The 18,485-nt window shown below is 68.2% G+C and carries 16 protein-coding genes, 1 other RNA gene and 2 pseudogenes; 10 read left to right on the forward strand and 9 right to left on the reverse strand.

Features of this window, described 5'->3' with window-relative positions; translation table 11 throughout:
- Nucleotides 1-107 precede the first annotated feature (107 nt).
- The gene (locus EW117_RS16565; RefSeq protein WP_129787810.1) at nt 108-1,055 is read left to right on the forward strand and encodes a Nif3-like dinuclear metal center hexameric protein; all 948 of its coding nucleotides are present in this window, start codon (nt 108-110) and stop codon (nt 1,053-1,055) included.
- Between the two features lie 66 nt (nt 1,056-1,121).
- Entirely contained in the window at nt 1,122-1,880 is a 759-nt protein-coding gene (locus tag EW117_RS16570) for a zinc ribbon domain-containing protein (RefSeq protein ID WP_129787811.1), read from the forward strand.
- Nucleotides 1,881-1,935: 55 nt separating this feature from the next.
- On the opposite strand, the gene EW117_RS16575 is transcribed toward EW117_RS16570, so the two are convergent.
- Together EW117_RS16575 and EW117_RS16580 are read right to left on the reverse strand one after the other, a co-directional pair.
- Nucleotides 1,936-3,255, reverse strand: coding sequence for an MFS transporter (locus tag EW117_RS16575; protein ID WP_242504336.1), 1,320 nt, complete (start codon nt 3,253-3,255; stop codon nt 1,936-1,938).
- A 115-nt stretch (nt 3,256-3,370) separates the two neighbouring features.
- Complete coding sequence (locus tag EW117_RS16580) at nt 3,371-4,198, reverse strand: YaaA family protein (RefSeq protein ID WP_129787812.1); 828 nt, start codon at nt 4,196-4,198, stop codon at nt 3,371-3,373.
- Nucleotides 4,199-4,246: 48 nt separating this feature from the next.
- Between EW117_RS16580 and EW117_RS16585 the strand changes: the two genes are divergently transcribed.
- The 3 genes and pseudogenes from EW117_RS16585 to EW117_RS30810 form a co-directional block, all read left to right on the forward strand.
- Nucleotides 4,247-4,630, forward strand: a complete 384-nt coding sequence (locus tag EW117_RS16585) for a tautomerase family protein (protein ID WP_129787813.1) — start codon at nt 4,247-4,249, stop codon at nt 4,628-4,630.
- A 38-nt stretch (nt 4,631-4,668) separates the two neighbouring features.
- An RNA gene (rnpB, locus tag EW117_RS16590) (RNase P RNA component class A) lies at nt 4,669-5,067 on the forward strand.
- Nucleotides 5,068-5,685: 618 nt separating this feature from the next.
- Nucleotides 5,686-6,231: pseudogene (locus tag EW117_RS30810) on the forward strand (serine/threonine protein kinase); the annotation flags it as partial.
- 270 nt (nt 6,232-6,501) lie between these two features.
- Here EW117_RS30810 and EW117_RS30815 read toward each other — a convergent pair.
- Nucleotides 6,502-7,335 (reverse strand): annotated as a pseudogene (locus tag EW117_RS30815) (tyrosine-type recombinase/integrase); the annotation flags it as partial.
- Nucleotide 7,336: 1 nt separating this feature from the next.
- The gene (locus EW117_RS16605; protein WP_129787815.1) at nt 7,337-7,822 is read right to left on the reverse strand and encodes a helix-turn-helix domain-containing protein; all 486 of its coding nucleotides are present in this window, start codon (nt 7,820-7,822) and stop codon (nt 7,337-7,339) included.
- A gap of 196 nt (nt 7,823-8,018) precedes the next feature.
- Here EW117_RS16605 and EW117_RS16610 point away from each other — a divergent pair, with 196 nt between their 5' ends.
- The 3 genes from EW117_RS16610 (at nt 8,019) to mobF (ending at nt 12,301) form a co-directional block, all read left to right on the forward strand.
- A complete protein-coding gene (locus EW117_RS16610) occupies nt 8,019-8,207 on the forward strand; it encodes a helix-turn-helix transcriptional regulator (protein ID WP_129787816.1) in 189 nt (62 codons plus the stop codon).
- Nucleotides 8,208-8,660: 453 nt separating this feature from the next.
- Nucleotides 8,661-9,020, forward strand: a complete 360-nt coding sequence (locus tag EW117_RS30520) for a relaxase domain-containing protein (protein ID WP_129787817.1) — start codon at nt 8,661-8,663, stop codon at nt 9,018-9,020.
- Between the two features lie 23 nt (nt 9,021-9,043).
- Nucleotides 9,044-12,301: a MobF family relaxase gene (mobF, locus tag EW117_RS30525; RefSeq protein ID WP_129787818.1), complete on the forward strand. Its 3,258-nt coding sequence runs from the start codon at nt 9,044-9,046 to the stop codon at nt 12,299-12,301.
- A gap of 120 nt (nt 12,302-12,421) precedes the next feature.
- Here mobF and EW117_RS16625 read toward each other — a convergent pair whose 3' ends face one another.
- The 4 genes from EW117_RS16625 to EW117_RS16640 all read right to left on the reverse strand — a co-directional run bounded on the left by EW117_RS16625 (nt 12,422) and on the right by EW117_RS16640 (nt 15,453).
- Nucleotides 12,422-13,033 (reverse strand): hypothetical protein, encoded by a 612-nt coding sequence (locus EW117_RS16625; RefSeq protein WP_129787819.1) that lies wholly within the window; start codon nt 13,031-13,033, stop codon nt 12,422-12,424.
- 113 nt (nt 13,034-13,146) lie between these two features.
- Nucleotides 13,147-13,773: a hypothetical protein gene (locus EW117_RS16630; protein WP_129787820.1), complete on the reverse strand. Its 627-nt coding sequence runs from the start codon at nt 13,771-13,773 to the stop codon at nt 13,147-13,149.
- A gap of 199 nt (nt 13,774-13,972) precedes the next feature.
- Nucleotides 13,973-15,097: an HAD family hydrolase gene (locus EW117_RS16635; RefSeq protein ID WP_129787821.1), complete on the reverse strand. Its 1,125-nt coding sequence runs from the start codon at nt 15,095-15,097 to the stop codon at nt 13,973-13,975.
- The gene (locus EW117_RS16640) at nt 15,094-15,453 is read right to left on the reverse strand and encodes a hypothetical protein (RefSeq protein WP_129787822.1); all 360 of its coding nucleotides are present in this window, start codon (nt 15,451-15,453) and stop codon (nt 15,094-15,096) included. The genes EW117_RS16635 and EW117_RS16640 overlap by 4 nt, the downstream gene beginning before the upstream one ends.
- Before the next feature lie 161 nt (nt 15,454-15,614).
- On the opposite strand from EW117_RS16640, the gene EW117_RS16645 reads away from it, so the two are divergent.
- Both EW117_RS16645 and EW117_RS16650 read left to right on the forward strand, forming a co-directional pair.
- The gene (locus tag EW117_RS16645) at nt 15,615-17,018 is read left to right on the forward strand and encodes an NsdA family TPR-like regulatory protein (protein ID WP_129787823.1); all 1,404 of its coding nucleotides are present in this window, start codon (nt 15,615-15,617) and stop codon (nt 17,016-17,018) included.
- Nucleotides 17,019-17,032: 14 nt separating this feature from the next.
- Nucleotides 17,033-17,515 carry an SAM-dependent methyltransferase gene (locus EW117_RS16650; RefSeq protein ID WP_207211902.1) on the forward strand — a complete coding sequence of 161 codons (483 nt, stop codon included), beginning with the start codon at nt 17,033-17,035 and terminating at the stop codon, nt 17,513-17,515.
- A 131-nt stretch (nt 17,516-17,646) separates the two neighbouring features.
- Here EW117_RS16650 and EW117_RS16655 read toward each other — a convergent pair whose 3' ends face one another.
- Nucleotides 17,647-18,351 (reverse strand): hypothetical protein, encoded by a 705-nt coding sequence (locus tag EW117_RS16655; protein ID WP_129787824.1) that lies wholly within the window; start codon nt 18,349-18,351, stop codon nt 17,647-17,649.
- Nucleotides 18,352-18,485 lie beyond the last annotated feature (134 nt).

Here is an 18,485-nt window from a genome sequence, read left to right on the forward strand (position 1 = left end):
GTGAACGGCCTGTTCAACGGCCCTTTGATCGAGTCCCGTTTCGTCGATCCCCGTTGGTCGAGCCTGTCGAGACCCGCACCACCACGCCGCGTATTACGCTGCGAGACGTGAGCAGCAGCGACACCCCCGCACACCCCACGCTGGCGCAGGTGGTCCGCGCCCTCGACGGGCTCTACCCGCCGTCGACGGCGGAGGGGTGGGACGCCGTCGGACTGGTCGCCGGCGACCCCGCCGCACCCGTGGGCAAGGTGCTGTTCGCCGTCGACCCGGTGGCAACCGTGATCGATGAGGCGCTGGACTGGGGCGCCGACCTCCTCGTCACGCACCACCCGCTGTTCCTGCGCGGCGTGAGCTCCGTCGCCGCGACCACCTTCAAGGGATCGGTGGTGCACCGGCTGCTGACCGGCGGCTGCGCCCTGCACGTCGCGCACACCAACGCCGACGCCGCCCCGCGCGGCGTCGCCGACGCCCTCGCCGACCTCGTCGGCATCACCGACCGGCGTCCGCTCGAGGTGAGCGCCGCCGGCGAGACGCACGAGCTGTCTCACGGCCTGGCCCCGGGAGCGGGACACGGGACCGGCTACGGCACCGACCGCGGCATCGGCCGGGTCGGGCGCCTCGCCGAGCCGACCACGCTCGCCGACTTCGCCCGCCGCGTCGCCGCGGCGCTGCCCGCCACCGCCCAGGGGATCCGCTTCTCCGGCGACCCGGACGCGACGGTGACCACCGCCGCCGTCCTCGGCGGTTCCGGTGACGGCTACTTCGACGCCGTCCGGGCCGCCGCAGCCGACGTGTACGTCACCTCCGACCTGCGCCACCACCCCGCTTCCGAGCTGCGCGAACGGGCCGAGTTCGAGTCCCGCACGGCCGGCGCCAGCGGGCCGGCCGGCACCCCCTTCCTGGTCGACACCGCCCACTACGCGAGCGAGTGGCCCTGGCTGCGCTACGCCGTCGAGGACCTCGGCACGGCGCTCGCGGCGGACGGGCTCGCGGTCGAGGCCCGGGTCAGCGAGATCGTGACCGACCCCTGGACGGGCCAGGTCCCGTCCCGCTGAATCCTGGGGGCACGAGGGCGGGGTAGCGTTGGACCACCCCAGACCCCGACCGAGAGGACGCCTCCCGTGGCTACTGCACCACCCGAAGACCAGCGCCGGCTGCTGGACGTCCAGGCGCTCGACACCCGCGCTCAGCAGCTCGCCCACCAGCGCAAGAACCTTCCCGCGCTGGCGAAGCTGGCAGAGCTCGACGGCCGGATCGCCGACCTGCGCGCCTCGCTCGTCGAGTCGCGTACCCGGGTGGCCGACCTGAAGCGCGAGCTGATCAAGGCGGAGTCCGACGTCGAGCAGGTCCGCAACCGCGCGGCCCGCGACCAGCAGCGGCTGGACTCCGGCGGCGTGAGCGCCAAGGACGCCGTCGCGCTCACCGACGAGCTCGGCTCGCTCGCCACGCGCCAGGCCGCGCTCGAGGAGATCGAGCTCGACGTCATGGAACGGCTCGAGGCGCACGAGGACGCGCTCGCCAAGGTCGAGGCCGCCAACGACGAGCTCGTCGCCGAGAAGACGAAGGTCGAGGCCGAGCGGGACGCGGGCTGGGCCGAGATCGACGAGCAGGTCGCGGCGATTGCGGGCGAGCGGGCGAAGGCGGCCGACGGGCTCGACACCGCCCTGGTCAAGCTGTACGAGAAGATCCGGACGCAGCTCGGCGGCACGGGCGCGGCGGTGCTGAACGGCAACCGCTGCGAGGGCTGCCGCATCGACCTCCCGCCGGGCGACGTCGCGGCGATCAAGGGCGCGGCGCCCGACGCCGTGGTGCGCTGCGAGGAGTGCGGCCGCATCCTCGTCCGGGTCGCGGGCGCGAAGACCGGCGCGGCTGCGGGCTGAGCCCGCCCGGGGTGAGCTGGCTGCGGGCCGATCCGGGCGCCCGCCGTCGGCTCCCTTACGGACGGCGGCCGAGCGTCCCGCGCGCGAAGGCGGGCGCGAGCGGCACCAGGGCGAGCACCAGGACGGCGGGCAGCGCGAACCCGAGCCGGAGGTTGTCCGCCCCCACGAATCCTGTGAGCACCGACCCGAGCAGGGCACCCACGTAGTTGAACTGGTTGAAGCGCGCGATGACGGCGTCGGTGCGGGCGCGGTCGGTTGCGGTCGCCGAGCCGGCGTCTGTCGCTTCCCCCGCAGCACCGGCCGCCGTTCCCGCGACGGGATCGGCGTCCGTCCCCGCCGTGCCCGTAGCGATGCGGCCCGCCGCCGAGAAGCTGAGCGGTGCCACCAGCGCGACGGCGGCGCCGAGCACCGTGAAGCCCGCGACGGCCACCTGCCACGACGGCGCGAGCGCCACCAGCGCCAGCGCCGCGCCGGCCACCACCGCACCGGTCCGGAGCACCGGCGTCACGCCGAACCGGAGCACGAGGTACCCGCCCGCCAGCCGCACGACTATCGAGGTCACGAGGTAGGGGAAGGTCGCGAGCGCGACCAGGTTGCCGGGTGCGTCGAACGTGATCGCCAGGTAGGCGGGACCCCAGGCCGCCGCGGTGGTATCGACCATGTAGAACACGACCAGCCCGATCCCCACGAGCCAGATGGGCCGCCAGGGGACCGGTGTGCTGGTCGATCCCGCCTCGCTGGTCGAGCCCTCGCCGGTCGAGCCTGTCGAGACCCCCGCCGGGCTGGCGATACCGCCCGCCGGCACCCCGGGCGCGATGAGCTGCACCTCCACGGCCCGCGGGAGGAACGGCGCGAACGCCACGATCAGCGGGACCACTACGACGAACGCGCCGATCTCGGGGGCGAGGTGCCCCGTCGCGAGCACCAGCACGGTGGCGAGGATGCCGCCGGTGGTCCAGTACCCGTGCGACGACGGGAGGATGGGGCGGCCGTACCGGTGCTCGAGGTCGACGGCCTGCATGTTGCTGGTGGCGTCGACCAGGCCGAGTGCTATCCCGTAGACGGCCACCCCGCCCACGAAAAAGCCGATCGCGGGCGCGAGCGTGAGTGCCGGGACGGCGACGACCATCAGAGCGAGCCCGAGCCGGAGCATCGTCGCGCTGCCCATCCGCCGCGCCGCGCGCTCGGCGACCAGCGAGCCGACGCCCGCGAGCAGCACCATCATGAGCAGCAGGAGCGACAGGGTGACCTCGTCCAGGCCCCACCGTTCCAGGAACCGCGGCAGGCGGGTGGTGAGGCTGATGAAGACGAAGCCTTGCGCGAAGAACGCCGCGGCCACTGCGATTCGGGCGCCCGTCAGGCTGCTTGTCCTCATGACCGGACATCCAACCGCGAGGCCAGCCCAAGCGCCAGAGCCTCTTTTCGTTGTGGGCGTGATCGTTGCGCCTAAACCGGACGCGTAGGCGCAACGATCACGCCCACAAGATGGCTCAGGCCAGGACGAGCTCCAGCGTGCGCGGCCCGCGCGGCTTTCCGTCCAGCAGGTTCGCCTCGATCAGGGTCTGGTCCTTGCCCGAGCCGATCTCGGTGAGCATCACCGAGCCGACCAGCTCCTGGGCGGCCTTGAGCACGTCCTCGCTGGTCCGGGCGTCGTGCTCGCGCCGCAGCAGGTGCCCCGCGAGCACCCCGCGCGTGTGCTTCGCGTTGTGCGACACCACGGTCCGCTTCCCGTCGGTCTCGCGCAGCACGCGCACCTCCACCCATTCGGCGGCGCCGTCGCCCGTCGTCCGCGGCCGCCAGGCGGCGACGTAGGTCGCCGACCGGCAGTCGACGACGACGTCGCCCGCGGCGCGCGCGTCGAGCACCTCGGCGAGGGCGGGTTTCCAGAACGTGGCGAGGCGGCCGACGTCGGGCAGGCTCACGCCCATGCTGAGCCGGTAGGCGGGGATGCGGTTGCCAGGCGCGACGACGCCCCACAGGCCCGAGAAGGTGAGGACGCTCGCGTGGGCGCGCTGCGCTGCGCCGTCGGGCAGGGTGGCCAGGCCGGCCGCCGCGTACAGGACGCCGGTGTACACCTCCGCCGCGCGGCCCGACGGCGCCGTGTGCAGCGCGGTGTTGCGCGCGACCTCGTCGGCGAGCCCTTCGGTGACCCCGAGGACCGAGACGGCCTCGGGCTGCGCGCTGACCCTCGCGAGCTCGGCCAGGACCTGCTCGCGCCGCGCGGTGAGCTCCGGGTGGACCAGGGCGTCGAGGTCGACGGGAGCGGCGCCGTCGGGGGCGGGGGTCTTGCCCTCGGAGGGCGGGAGGAGCAACATCACCCGCTCAGCCTAAGTTGCGCGGCGGGATGGCCCGTTAGGTTGGCGCGTATGGCTCAGGTCAAGGTGTACGGGAACCGGTCGGTATGGGGCGAGCGACGCGCGGAGATCTCCGACGCGCTGCACGAGGCGCTGGTCAGCACGTGGCAGCTTCCCGCGGACAAGCGGTTCCACCGCTTCCTCCTCCTGGACGACGGCGACCTGGTCGCCCCGCGCTCGGACGCCTACCTGGTCGTGGAGATCGTCTGCTTCGCGGGCCGCAGCCGGGAGGCCAAGCGCGCGCTGATCGCGGCGCTGTACGACTCCGTTGCACCGCGACTCGGGCTTGCCGCTGAGGATGTTGAGATCGTGATCCTGGAGAGTGCTCGCGAGAACTGGGGGATCCGCGGGATGTCGGGGGACGAGCTGGCGCTCAGCTACCGCGTGGACGTCTGAGCACATCTGTTCCGGGCAGGTATCCTTACTACTGCGGACGAGTCGGTCGGACGGTCGCGTTAGGTGCCCTCGGGCGCCCGCCGAGGAACGTCCGGGCTCCACAGGGCAAGGTGGTGGCTAACAGCCACCCGGGGTGACCCGCGGGACAGTGCCACAGAAAACAGACCGCCTACGGTCTCAGGACCGGAGGTAAGGGTGAAACGGCGGTGTAAGAGACCACCAGCGCTGCCGGTGACGGCAGCGGCTAGGTAAACCCCACCTGGAGCAAGGTCAGACAGGCTGTGTTTGAGGGCTGCCCGCCCGACTCTCTTCGGAGAGGCACAGTCGGGTAGACCGCTCGAGCCCTGCGGCAACGCAGGGCCTAGATGGATGACCGTCGCCCGCGCGGGGGTAACCCTGCGTGGGAACAGAACCCGGCGTACAGGCTGGCTCGTCCGCTTTTAACGCTCTGACCTGCATCGGAGCCCCGGCCAGCGGAGCCCGGTAGACATTGGGTACACATGACTGTGTACCGTGATGGACTCAGGCTGCCGATCGCTTGCCCCTTGCAGAGATGACGCAACGGCCCCCGGAGATGATGAGTGACTCCCCCTAGGCCACGTGGCCTGCCTTCGCCGCTCAGATCCGCTTGGTCGGCATGTCGCGCAGGCAAGGTGATCGGTTGGCGCGCAGGGAAGCCGCTTGGCGGTCCGGCGCTTGCCGTGAGTAGCAGGTCAAGGCACTCCTCCGCCCGGCCCTCCCGACGATCTTTGCTCGCCAGGCAGCGCCCGTGTTCGTACCATCGTCGTACGACCGAGCAGGTCCTGAACTCTCGATCGGCCGGGAGCCTTGGCCCAACGTCGCGCGCTGAGATCCCTGGCGCAACGCGGCCAGTCTAGGACGATTCTTGAGCGTGCCGGGCCAGGTTGGGACTCGGCAGAATGAGTTCGTACGGCACGCGATCTGACGAACGGGGCGCACTTGTGGCGACGTGGCAACGGCTTGAGCGCCTGAAGGTCGCGGGTCAGGGTGAGATCTACCGGGTGAGGAACAAGGAGACCGGTGAGTTCGCCATCATGAAGCGACTCCTTAAGGCCCCTCAGCTCGCTGACTCGGATGGAGAGATGCGCCGATTCCGTCGTGAGGTCCGGTCACAGAACGCCATGGACCACGGGGGAATCATGCCGATACTCGGCTGGAGCTTCAAGGCGGACCCGCCGTTCTATGTCATGCCCGAAGCCGAGATGACGCTCGAGGACCTCATCGATCGCGACCCCACCGGTGTCGACCGAGAAGACGCGGCCGAGATCATTCTCACCGTCATCGACACGATCGGCTACGCCCATGATCAGGGCATCTACCACCGGGATATCAAGCCCGCGAACATCCTGCTGCTCGACGGCCATTGGGTGGTCGGTGATTTCGGTATGTGCCGGGACCTCTTGACCGACTCCACGACCATCACGCGGCCCAACACGATGGTTGGCACCGTGGCTTACGTGGCCCCCGAGCAATTCGACGACGGCCACGCCGTCGAGGCCAGCGCAGACGTGTACGCCCTTGGCAAGGTTTTCATCCACCTCCTGACCGGGCGACGTCCTTTTCCCTATACACAACTGGAGCACGTCCCGGCCGAGTACAAGTATCTCTTGACCAAGGCGCTGGCCGAAAAGCCGGAGGATCGCCACGCTACGGTCGCGGAGTTCGGTCGCCAGATCGAGCTTGTCGCACGCAAGTCGGACACCCTGCGCTCCGTGGAGGACAGAGGCAAGGATCTTCTCTCTCAAGGTCTCAAGGGCGACACTGGAGCCACGGATGAGCTCCTGGCATTGCTCCTTGCCGAGGCCGACGACGAGGCCCTCTACACGTCCTTCGTCGCGAAGCTGCCCGAGCCGATGCTTCAGGGCCTTGATCGTGGACGTCGACAGCGGGACCTCTCGATAGCTCGCCTCGGTCTTGAGCGGCCCGAACGTCGGCTTGCCCGCCACCGATCCGGTGATCTGCCGGTCAACGTGCATGACCTTGTTGTCGAAGTCGAGCCGATCCACGGTCAGGCCGAACGCCTCACCCTGTCGAAGCCCGGTGCACGCGGTGAACAGGATGAGGCCCCGGAACCTCTCGGGGAAGGCGTCGATGAGCGCCCACAGCGACTCGGTCGGGATCGGCTTGACGCGTTTGGGCGTCTTCTTCGGTAGGCGCGTGCCCGCGCACGGGTTCGACGTGATCCGGTTGGTATCGACGGCGGACTTGAAGATGCCGGACACGATCCGATGGGTCACCCCAACGGTCGCCGGGGCATATCCCTTGCTCTTGCCCCCTGCCAGAGCGATTGCTGCGGTCGAGAGCCACTTGACCCATGACTGGATGTCCTCGGAGTCGATCGAGGCGAGCGGTAGGTGTCCCAGCCGTGGGTACGTCCGGATCTCAAGGACCACGTCGACCTGATCCTCTGTGTTGCCGCGATGGACCTGGAGCGTGCGCCAGTGCTCGGCGTACTCCTTGAACGTGACCTTGCCGGCGTCCGGGTCGACGAAGCGACCCGTCAGAATTTCGGCCGACAGCTCGTCGCGGCGGCGCTCGGCGTTGGTCTTGCGCTTGAATGACTCGGCGCGAAGGCGCTTGCCCGGGTCGCGATAGCGGACGCGCCACCGCTTGCCGCGCCCGTAGTCCTTTGTCTTCTCGCCGTCGCTGTCGAGCCAGCGATCTTCGACCCATGCGGTCGCCATGTCAGTTCTCCTTGGGTGCGGGCGGTTCTGGGTCGGATGGTCCGACGTCGGCGCTATCCGGTTTGCGGCTGGGGCGTGCCTCGTTGAGGGCGTTCTCGATCCAGCGTCGGCTTGCGGCGTTCAGGTCTGATGCGTCGCGAAGGAATTCCTCGGCCTCGTTGCAGATGTCGTTGAGGCCGTCCCCAGCGGCTTCGTAGGCCTCGACCGCATAGGTGATGTTGCGTGCGAGCTTGGCGGCGTCACGGTCGACGTCGGCTTCGGGGTCGAGGTCGTAGAGCGCTTCGGGCTTGACGTCGAGGACGCGTGCGGCGACGAGGCCTTCGAAGAAGCGCAGCGGTCGCTGCCCGCGTTCGATCTTCTGGATGGTCTGCGGGTACATCCCGTCGACGCCGTTGCTCATGAGTGCCATGGCGAACTTCGCCTGGGTGATGCCTCGGTCCGTTCGGTACCGGCGCAGGTTGGCGCCAATGACTTCGTCTTCGTCCATGCCTCCAGAGTAACCGTTGTGGTGCGCACTGTATCGGAACGCCAGATTGGTGTGTGATAAATTGGTGTGCTACGGAGGCGGTGCGCAACCGTGGTGACACCGGGTCATCCCGTGCCGACATCGTCGAAGGAGGGTGGTGCTTGTGGCTGTCACGACGGACGCCGGAGCGGATACGGCTGCGCAGAAGGACGATCCGATGCTGCGCACTCGGGAGGTCTCTGACCTTCTGGGCGTGCCGGAGAACACGCTGCGGTGGTGGCGGTACATCGGGAAAGGGCCGGACTCGTTCCGGCTCGGTCCGCGCCGGGTGGTCTACCGGCGCTCGAAGGTGATGGCCTGGTTGGCTGCGCAGGAGGCGGCTGGTGCCAAGCACACAGCGGCCTGACTCCTCTCGGGGCGGGCGGATGAACGGGGCTCGGACACTTCGGTGTCCGGGCCCCGTTGTCGTTGACGGCAACGCCACCAGCCACCACCAGCACGCCCCAGCGATGCGCCCCGAGATGTCCGCCGACGCAGCGGAGTGGGTCATCGCCCGGGGGTCCCGCCCCGCCGTTCCCTCCTACCCGGCTTACGTGACCATGCAGACGCACGTTGCAGCGAGCTGGACGCTTGCAGCGCGTGCACCGAGCGACGGCAGCGGTACGGACCACGGCACGCGGCTGACAAGTTGCAGGCGGGCGACGGCGTACGCGGGGTTGGTCACCTGGCAACGCAGCACACCTCAGGCAGTTGAGGAGCGACGGAACCGTTGGCGTTGGTGCGATTCGGCACCGTTGGCGCGTCGCCCGCACACCTGCCGGCGCACCCTGCCCGCGCACCCCCGGGGCGGTGGTCGGCCATGACGGTCAGCATCCAGCCGATGAGCGTCGGCAACGGCACCGAGTACCTGACCGGTTCGGTGGCCAACGCCGACTGCGACGCCCCGAACCTCGGCGACGGCCTCGGGATGGACCCGGTCACCGCGTACTACACCGCGGTCGGCACCCCGCCCGGGTACTGGCTCGGACGCGGCATCGACGACCTCGGCGGTGGAGGCGTCCTCGCTGCCGGTGACCGGGTGACCACGATTCAGCTCCAGCGGCTCCTGGAAGCGGGCAGGGACCCGGTCACGACCGAACCCCTGGGACGCGCCTACCCGAAGATCGTCCCGTTGGGGGAACGGATCGATAAGCGCACCGCCGCCCTCGACCCAGCCTGAGCCCCGAGGATCGGCAGGTCGCGGTGGACCAGATCACCCAGGACGAGGAGCGGGCCGGGGACCGCCGGGCGGTGGCAGGGTTCGATCTGACGTTCTCGCCGCCGAAGTCGGTCTCGGTCCTGTGGGGCCTGTCGGACCGGACCACCAAGGCCCTGATCCTGGGCGCACACCGTGCCGCCGTGACCGACACCATCCGGTTCATCGAGGACCACGTCGCCGCCACGAGGACCGGCACCGACGCCGGGGACGGGTCGATCGCCCAGGTCGACGTCACCGGCCTGATCGCCACCGCGTTCGATCACTGGGACTCCCGCGCGCACGACCCGCAGCTCCACACGCACGTCGTGGTGCCGAACAAGGTGCGGGCGCTGACCGACGGGAAGTGGCGCACCCTGGACTCGCGGGCGCTGTTCAACGCGAACGTCGCGTTCAGCGAGCACTACGAGGCGGTCTTGTATGACCGCCTCGCCGCCAGCCTCGGCCTCCAGGGGGAACGACGCCCCGCCCGAGGAAAGAACCGCAACCCCGGGTTCGAGATCGCCGGCGTCCCCGACGACCTGATCACCGAGTTCTCCTCCCGGTCAGCCGACATCGAACCCGCCACCGACACGCTCATCGCCGCCTACCGCAAGAAGCACGGGCGGATGCCGTCGCGGGGCACGATCAACCGCCTGCGCGAACAGGCGAACCTGGCGACCCGTCCGCCCAAGTCGATCGAGTCCCTGGCCGACCTCTCAGCACAGTGGCGCCAGCGCGCCGCACGCATCCGGGGAGAAGACCCGAGCGAGTGGGCGCGGAACCTGATCGCCCGTGCGGCCGAGACACCGGGGCAGGCGTTCACCGCCGCCGACGTACCCGAGGAGGCGGTGGAGAAGGAGGCTGCTGTTGTGCTGCGTGTGGTGGGGGACAAGCGGGCCACGTGGAAGCACTGGCACCTGTGGGCCGAAGCCGAACGCCAGACCATGCACTGGCGCCTGACCACCCACCAGGACCGCGTCCAGACCGTCGCACGGATCGTCGCCGCCGCCGAGGGCGCCTCGGTCCTCCTGACGCCGCCGGAACTGGCACCCACCCCGGACTTCCTCCTCCGGGCAGACGGCACCAGCACCCTGCGCCCCAAACACTCCAAAGTGTTCACCTCCCAGGCCGTCCTGGACGCCGAGACCCGACTCCTCGACGCCATGACCCGGCGCAACGCACCCGACGTCGACACGGACCAGGTCCGGGCCGTTCTCGCCGAAGGAGTGCGGCAAGGCGTGCTGGACGCCTCCCAAGCCGAAGCCGTCACCGCCGTCGCGGCCTCCGGCCGCCGCCTGGACCTTCTCGTCGGTCCGGCCGGGACCGGGAAAACCACCACGCTGCGGGTGCTGCGCGCGATGTGGGAGCAACAGCACGGCCCCGGCACCGTCGTGGGCCTGGCGCCGTCGGCGGCAGCCGCCGACGTCCTGGGCACCGAGCTGGGGATCGAGTGCGAGAACACTGCGATGTGGCTTACCCGCCATCGCCACGGCCGCGCTTCATTCGAGGCGGGGCAACTGGTGATCGTGGACGAGGCATCCCTGGCCGGGACCCACACCCTGGACCGCCTCACCCGGATTGCGACCGTGGCCGGCGCGAAGGTGCTACTGGTCGGCGACCCCGCCCAGCTCCCCGCCGTCGAGACCGGCGGCGCCCTGAACCTCCTGGTCTCCGAACGCGCCCGCACCACCGGGGACGTTCCGACCCTGATCGAGGTGCACCGCTTCCACGCCGACTGGGAGAAACACGCCACCCTGCGCCTACGCGACGGCGACCCCGACGTCCTGAACCTCTACGCCGACCACGAGCGCATCCACGCCGGGGGCACGGACGACATGACCGACGCCGCCTACACCGCCTGGAAGGCCGACACCCAGGCCGGGCGGTCCTCGGTGCTCGTTGTGCCGGACACCGCGACGATGAACGACCTCAACCGCCGCGCCCGCGCCGAACGTGTCCTGGCCGGGCACGTGTCCGATGGCCGACACGTAATCCTCTCCGGACAGACGCGGGCGTCGGCCGGGGATCTGGTCATCACCAGGGACAACGACCGCCACCTGCGCTACGGGCGCGACGGATGGGTCCGCAATGGCGACCGCTGGAGGATCTTTCAGGTCCACCGGGACGGCTCGGTCACCGTCCAGCGCGTCGACCTCGAACCGCACACCAACCAGCGCACCGGCCGCGACGGCACGCCTTCCTGGGGCATCGTCCGCCTGCCTGCGGACTATGTGGCCGAGCATGTCGACCTCGGATACGCGATTACCGCACACCGAGCCCAGGGCCTGACCGTCGACACCGCGCACACCATCGCGACGCCGACGATGAGTCGGGAGAACCTGTACGTCGCCCTCACCCGAGGCCGCGCGACGAACACCGTGTTCGTGCCCGTGGACAAGCCTGACCGCGACCACAACCACGAACACGCCATCGGCGCAGAAATCGACCCCGACCTGCCCGAGTTGACCGCGGCACGGTCCATGCTGGCGGGCATCCTGCATCGGATCGGCGTCGAGCCCTCGGCTCACCAGTCCCGCCAGGACGAGGGACACCGCTGGGGATCGATCGCGCAGCTCGCCGCCGAGTACGACACGATCGCCACCGCAGCGCAGCGCCCTCGCTGGACACACCTGATCGCACACACCCTGGCCGTTGAAGGCTTCGCCCCACCGGACATCGCCCACGCAGTGCAGTCCGACGCGTTCGGGCCCCTGTGCACCGAACTGCGCCGAGCCGAAGCCGACGGCCACGACGTGACCCTGCTACTGCCCCGGCTCGCCGCCGCCCGCAGCCTGCACGACGCAGACGACATCGCCGCCGTCCTGCACGACCGTCTCACCCACGCAGCAACGCGCACACCCACCGGGCGGAACCGGATCGCTGGCCTCATCCCACAGGCCCAAGGACAGTTCCTCGAGGACATCCACGAGGCGCTCGACCGCCGCGCCGAACTCATCGAGGACCGCGCCCGAACCCTCGCCGGGCAAGCTCTCCGCGACCGTCAACCCTGGACCCGACACCTGCCCCCACGACCCCACGGCCCCGCCGAGCACGAATGGCAGAACGTCGTCGTTGCCGTGGCCGCCTATCGCGACCGCTTCGGGATCACCACGGACGACCCATTCGGCGAACCGCCCACCACGCTCACCCAGCGCGACAGCGCGCGCCGCGTCCGCGCCCTGGTGCGAAATCTGAACAGCACCAGCCACACACCCAGCCGACGTAGGGCGTCGCGCCGCGCGCAGGGCCCCAGTCTCGGGTGATGGGGCGCCAGGACGGGGGCTGATCTACGCCCGTGCAGAGTCCCCGAGGATGCGACAAGGGGCGTGAACGTCTCGGCGTTCACGCCCCTCGGGGATGTGGCAGGAGAGCAGGTGTCGCGTTCAGTCGTTCGTTCGCCAGGTCGGTCCGAAGTCTCCACGGGTGCCCGGCGTCGCATCGTTCAGCGCCGTCACCAGCTCCTTGACACTCTTGCCAGTCATCTCATCCTCAAGGGAGTAGTCAACTGCATCGGGGTCGGGGGACGTCGGTTCGCTCTGGATCGTGCCCTGGACTTCCCCGATGCCGAGCTCGGTTCCATCATATGGGATGACGGAATCCGAACCAAGGCTGCCCCAGCTCGCTGGATACTGGGTCCCGCCGTCTGTGAACTCAGGCTCATACACCAGCGCCATGACATAGGTGTGGTCGACCTCGACGCGCGGCTCGTCCTCAGCTGCCATCTCGATGCGTTCACCGTTCTGGAGCGCCCATCCCCAGCCGCTCCACTCGAACGTCGTGGGTGCCTCGTGGCGCGGGTCTGCCGACGTCCACACCACGTCATCGACCTGCATGGTCACCATGCGGTCCACGCCGCCCTCGCCGTTGGCCGCGTCATCTTCATCGAGTGGCAGGGCCTCGTCATCCACTGCTGTGGCGATCACAACATGATCAGCGTAGGTGACCCAGTCCTCGGCCGTGACGTTCGGGTATCGGTCAGACCCTTCAGCGATCACGGGGCCCCTGCTGCTATCTGCACACGCTGCCGTTCCGAGGACGAGCCCTGCCGTGGCAGCCATAACCAGGGCTCGTTGCATCTGTCGTGCGCTGTGTCTCGACATTGCCGCTCCTAGTAAATGAGGTTGATATTAGTTACCTGTTGCGAACCCAGGTTGTCTTGCGTCGCGCCGATCGGTGTTCTCAAGCACCCGAGCGCCGGATCGGTCTGTGACTGCACGGGATAGGCCTGCGCGCCATGAGTCAGCCCCACGGCGTGACCCGCCTCGTGGCAGATCAGACCCCTGCTGGAGTACAAGTCCGGCTGAATGTCGACATAGTGCTGGTCGCACTCGTACCCGGAGGTCGGGTCGTTGCACCACGTGATGCCATCGTTCGTGCCGGGTACAGCACTCTCCTTGAGGATGAGGTCCGTCTCGTCAGCGCCGCTGTACGTCGGGGAGGTGTCCTGTGCGACGGCGAGGTCCGTGGGCGCGTACTCGTCGTTCAGCACGTCGGCTACCCGGGTCTTGTCCCCGGCCTCGAGTGAGCTCTGGCTATAGAAGTACCACCAGCCGCCGTCCGTCTTGCACAGCACACCGCTCGTATCACCCCCAGCGCTACATGTCGGGGAGTAGGTCTGGGTCGGGACCAGATTGTCCGCGGCCCAGACGGTCGCCGCGGTTGCTATGACGACTGCCACGGCACCTATTACGGCGGTCATTGCTTTTCGAGCAATACTTCGCTTGGAACTTTCCATGAAGTCACCTCTGATGGTGTGGTCTGCATGTTGCGTTCAGATAGATCCTCCGGACGCCACACACGACCTGACCAGGAAAACAGCGGGTGAAGCCGTCGTGCAGGATTTCGCCATTCGGTGCGGCTCAGCGTCGACACCATCTGCGGCGAGGATGGGTCTGCCAGCGTGGGCGGGTGGGCGGCACGTCTCCGGTGGCCGGCTAGAGGCTGTTGAGTGGAAGTTCGAACCCGGCTGGGCCGCTGCTGGTGGTGACGCTGCGCCACTGTGCGCGGCGTCGGCCTTCGTCGCCGCGCGGGAACGGCAGGCGCGCCTCCAGGGTGGCGGTCTCGATGGCGCGCATCGTGGTCCCGACGCCGGACGGGATCGGCGCGTGCCGGGCCGAGTGACCGTCTTGGAGGGTCCAGACTTCGCACCGGGACAGGTCCGGCCCTGTGCCGTGCCACACCCTCAGCGCGGCCGGCCCTGGCGCCGTCTGCTCAGCCACGAAGATCTGTTGTGCGAGCGACGACAGCGAACTGTCCACGGTCGGGACGAGCGAGCGCAGCACAGGTAGGACCCCGGCTTCGGTGATGGTGCCGGTCGTCTCGTCGGCGGCACTGCGCACGATGGCGGGTGCGTGTCCCATCGCGATCGAGCGTGCGGCCCACGCGAACATCTCGCGGTCGTTGACGCCGTCTCCGACCGCCACAGTGCGATCGGCAGGGATGCGCAGTTGCTTGCGCACGTCGTCGAGTGCAGCCGCCTTGTTCACACCGGGCGCGGTGAGGTCGAGCCAGTCGAAGTCCATTGCGGTGACCGTGACCCCGGTAGCGTCCAGGGCGTCGGCAATCCGGCGGATGCCCGGAGCAGCGAGCACGACCCGGGTAGCAGGCTCGGATGCCAGGTCGACGAGCGTCGCTGGCTTCTGCTGCCCGTTGAGTTCCCCCGGCGCGAACGGGATGTTCGTTCTCCAGCCCCAGCCGACCTCCTCCACCGCGACCCGCACACCCGGGACCAGGTGCACCGCACGGCGGATGACGGGGCCGGGGTCGAATGTGCGGGCGGCCACGACGTCGTACCCGGACGGTGCGGATCGGTCTAGGCGGACGGTCACTGAACCGTTGGAGCACACCGCCGACCCGTCGGTGAGTCCCAGCCGGAGCGCGATCGGCAGCAGCCCGGCCAGCGACCGCCCCGTGGCGAGCACGATCTCGTGTCCGGCGGCGCGGACGAGGTCCAACTCCTCGACCGTCCCGGACGGGATTCTGCTCTCGGCGTCCACGAGCTTCCCATCAATGTCGAGCGCCAAGAGGGTCCGCGTGCATGTGACCGTTGCGGCGCTCATGGGGTGACCGCCCGGCGCAGCACGGACCGGACCTGGACTTCGAAACCGTCGAGTTCTCCGGTCCACAGCGTGTTGCCGGGCACGAACATGCGGTGATCCAGCGGCACGTCCAACCCGAGTTCGCGGGCGATGTGCTCGCCCTCTTTGAGGTGGGTCGGCTGGAGACTGACACGGTTGCGCGTCACGGTCACCAACTCGATGCGGTCGGCCCCGACGAGGGCCACAATGCGTGACGCTGCTGTGAGTCCGTCGCCGATATCCATCGGGCACCGCCCTTCGCTGTTGGTGGCCATCGCGCTCTGCACCGGCTTGTGTGACTCATCAAGGCGTCGCGTCGTTGCTGCTGTGCTCTTCACGGGACTCTCCGGAATTCTGCAAAGCCATCTGGGGTGCTCGCCGGGAGCGAGCGTGGTGGCTAGTCTTGTTGCGTTCTGATCGGCCGGGCAGGGCAATCAACGGGGCATTCTGGGGGCGTCCTTCTGGGACGACTACGCGTCCTGCGAGGGGGGACTGAGTAGTGGGCAATGACCTACTCCGTGCGCGGCGCGAGGCGCTGCCGTCCCGCCTGCGCTCCGGGGAGCCGATGTCGCGCGCGGAACTCGCGGAAGCCGTCAACGCGCACGTCTGGGTGACAACGGGCCAGCGCACCACCCTCGACGCCCATGCGATAGCCCGGTACGAGCGAGGTCAATCACGGTGGCCTGGAAAGCAGTACCGCGACAGCTTGCGTGCCGTCCTTGGAGTCGATACGGAAGCCGAGATCGGCTTCTACAGAACGAAGCGCGGCAGCGCGGCGCGGGAGGTTGGTCGATTGTCCACGTGGGACATGGATACGCTGACCGGGCTGACTGACCTGGGGAGCAAGTTCGTGGATCTCACCCGTCGAGGCCTTCTCGGCGTGGCAGCCTACTCGGCCATCGCCACCGCGCTACCAAGCGACTCGTGGTGGTCGGAGATGGCCCGCCGATCCGCTGAGCGTGCCGCACACGGCGTTCGCTCGGTCGGACGCGGCGACATCGAAGCGGTGCGTGAGTCCGTGACGTTCTTCTCCCGGATGGACCAGCGGCACGGCGGCGGACACGCGCGAGCCGCGGCCATGCAGTACCTCACCGACGACGTGAACCGACTCCTGAACGGTTCGTTCGCGAGCAACACTCTCAGAAGAGAGATGTTCTCCGCCGCCTCCGAGCTGGCCTACGTCGCAGGCTGGATGGCCTTCGACAACGCCGAGCACGGCATCGCCCAGGGCCTGTTCACCGCGTCCGTCAAGCTAGCCGCGGAGGCCGAGGACCCCGCGATGGCAGCGCACACGCTGAGGGCGATGGCACACCAGGCGATCGACCTCGGCCACTTCACCCAAGGCCATCAGCTCGCGGCAGCGTCCGTGGACGGCGACCGCTACGAAGCCGCCGCGCCACGAGAGCGCGCCCTGCTCGGCGTCGTCCACGCCCGAGCGCTCGCGGCGACGGGGCAGAAAGGCGCGGCAACATCAGCGCTCCTCCAAGCCGAGCGAGACCTTGCAGCCGCCACGCCTGGCGACGACGAACCCGCGCGGGTGTTCTTCTTCGGAGAGGCATCCCTGGCGCACGAGACCGGCAACGCTCTTCGCGACATCGGAGACCTCGCCGGCGCCGAACAACAGCTCGAACACTCCGTGGCGACCCGGAAGGCATCAACCTTCAAGCGAACCCACGCCGTCACGCTGGGCTACCTCGCAGACGTGCAAGCCAGGCGCGGCGAACTCGACCTCGCCTCCGCCACCTGGAGCACGGCCCTCGACGCGATGGACGGCGTGCAGTCGGCAAGGGCTCGCCAGACCATCGTCGAGATGCGATCGGCGCTCGCCATCCACAAGGCCACCAACTCGGACGTCGCTATTCTCGACGAGCGTGCTCGTGCCTATCTAGCCGCGACGAACTGATCTTCGGAGGAATGTTGACCGGCCCCATCGTCATGACCCCTGTCGCTCGTGTCGTCGGAGGGCGCATCGAGCCGACCGATGACTACTGGGGCGGCACACGATCGATCATCCGGATCGAACCGGACGCCTACACCGAGGCGTCGGTTGCCGGTCTCGATGAGTTCTCGCACCTTGAGGTCGTCTTCTTCTTCCACCTGACCGACCAGGCCGACCTCAACCCTGGTGCGCGCAGGCCGCGCGAGAACCCGGAGTGGCCCGAGGTGGGGATCTTCGGGCACCGGAACATGCGCCGCCAGAACTGGATCGGCGTCTCGCGCTGCCGGCTCTTGTCTATCGATGGCCTGGACTTGCACGTCGAAGACCTCGACGCCGTTGACGGGACACCGGTGCTTGACATCAAGCCGTGGTTCGCCGAGATGGGGCCGCGTGGCGAGATCAACCAGCCAGCGTGGGTTTCCGAGATGCTTAGCGCATATTTTGCTCCCGCACGAGACTAACCGAGTACCTCTCCGGTGTGACTCTCAGGATCGCTGACATGCCAATAGCTGGACCAAAGTGGGCAAGGACCGGTGTCCATGCAGCGCCGCTTTACGGATGCGTAGTGACCTCACGCCGGCCACGCACTTGGCTAAATTCGAAGTTTCTCCGATATTTCCATGGCCCGGTCGACAAGAAGTAGCACGCGTTTCCTTTTTGCGCCGGGTCTTGTTGCAAGCAAATAGGTAGCCACGTCTTTGACTTCCGTTGTCCTGTCGCGCTGGAGTCCTTGGTTCTTGCTGCCAACGATTCCCAGCCCTCTGCCGCCTTGACGGGGGCCGATGCAGTCGTTAAGAAAAGTGCGGCTACCCGAGCTCTGGTGTGCAATCACATTCCGCACTGCCCGCAACAGCGTAAGCACGCACTCGTCCTCGGGATCTCCGACGATGCTCCTAACCAGGTCGGCATGGCTCTTGTCCAAGTGCTGACCGGACTCCGCTGCCCAGGACTCGCTGTCTTTGAACGTAACGTTGTAACCGTCTGGATCGATGAGGGCGTCAATCTGCTCGACCGTGAGACGATTGGGCAATGATGTGGCTCCGGGGCTCACGGCCTCGATTAAATGTCTTGCATTCGATTTCTTGAGTGCGCCATCGAGTTCGAACTGCTTAAGAGCAACGAAGATCGAAGGCATGCGCGATATGGCGGCCAGGTGCCAGCGATGCTGGAACAGTTCCCACTCGCATCCAAGACGGAAAGCTAGATCTGTCGATATTCCTTTCCGGAGCGACCTCTCGTTCCCGCTGCCTGTCACCACATCGTGAAGCAATAGAAATCGTTCAGTGGCGGCGCTCATCGTGGCTTGAAAGTCGTTGATTACCTTGTTGAGGTCCTGAGTTCGTGGCAAGTGACTCGCCTCCCTTGGTTGCATTTAATCTGTCTGTTGCCGATCGGGGGGCCTGAACTACCGGGATCACCATGCCGCTCATT

This window comes from Promicromonospora panici, assembly GCF_900608595.1.
GTDB classification, from domain to species: Bacteria; Actinomycetota; Actinomycetes; order Actinomycetales; family Cellulomonadaceae; genus Promicromonospora; species Promicromonospora panici.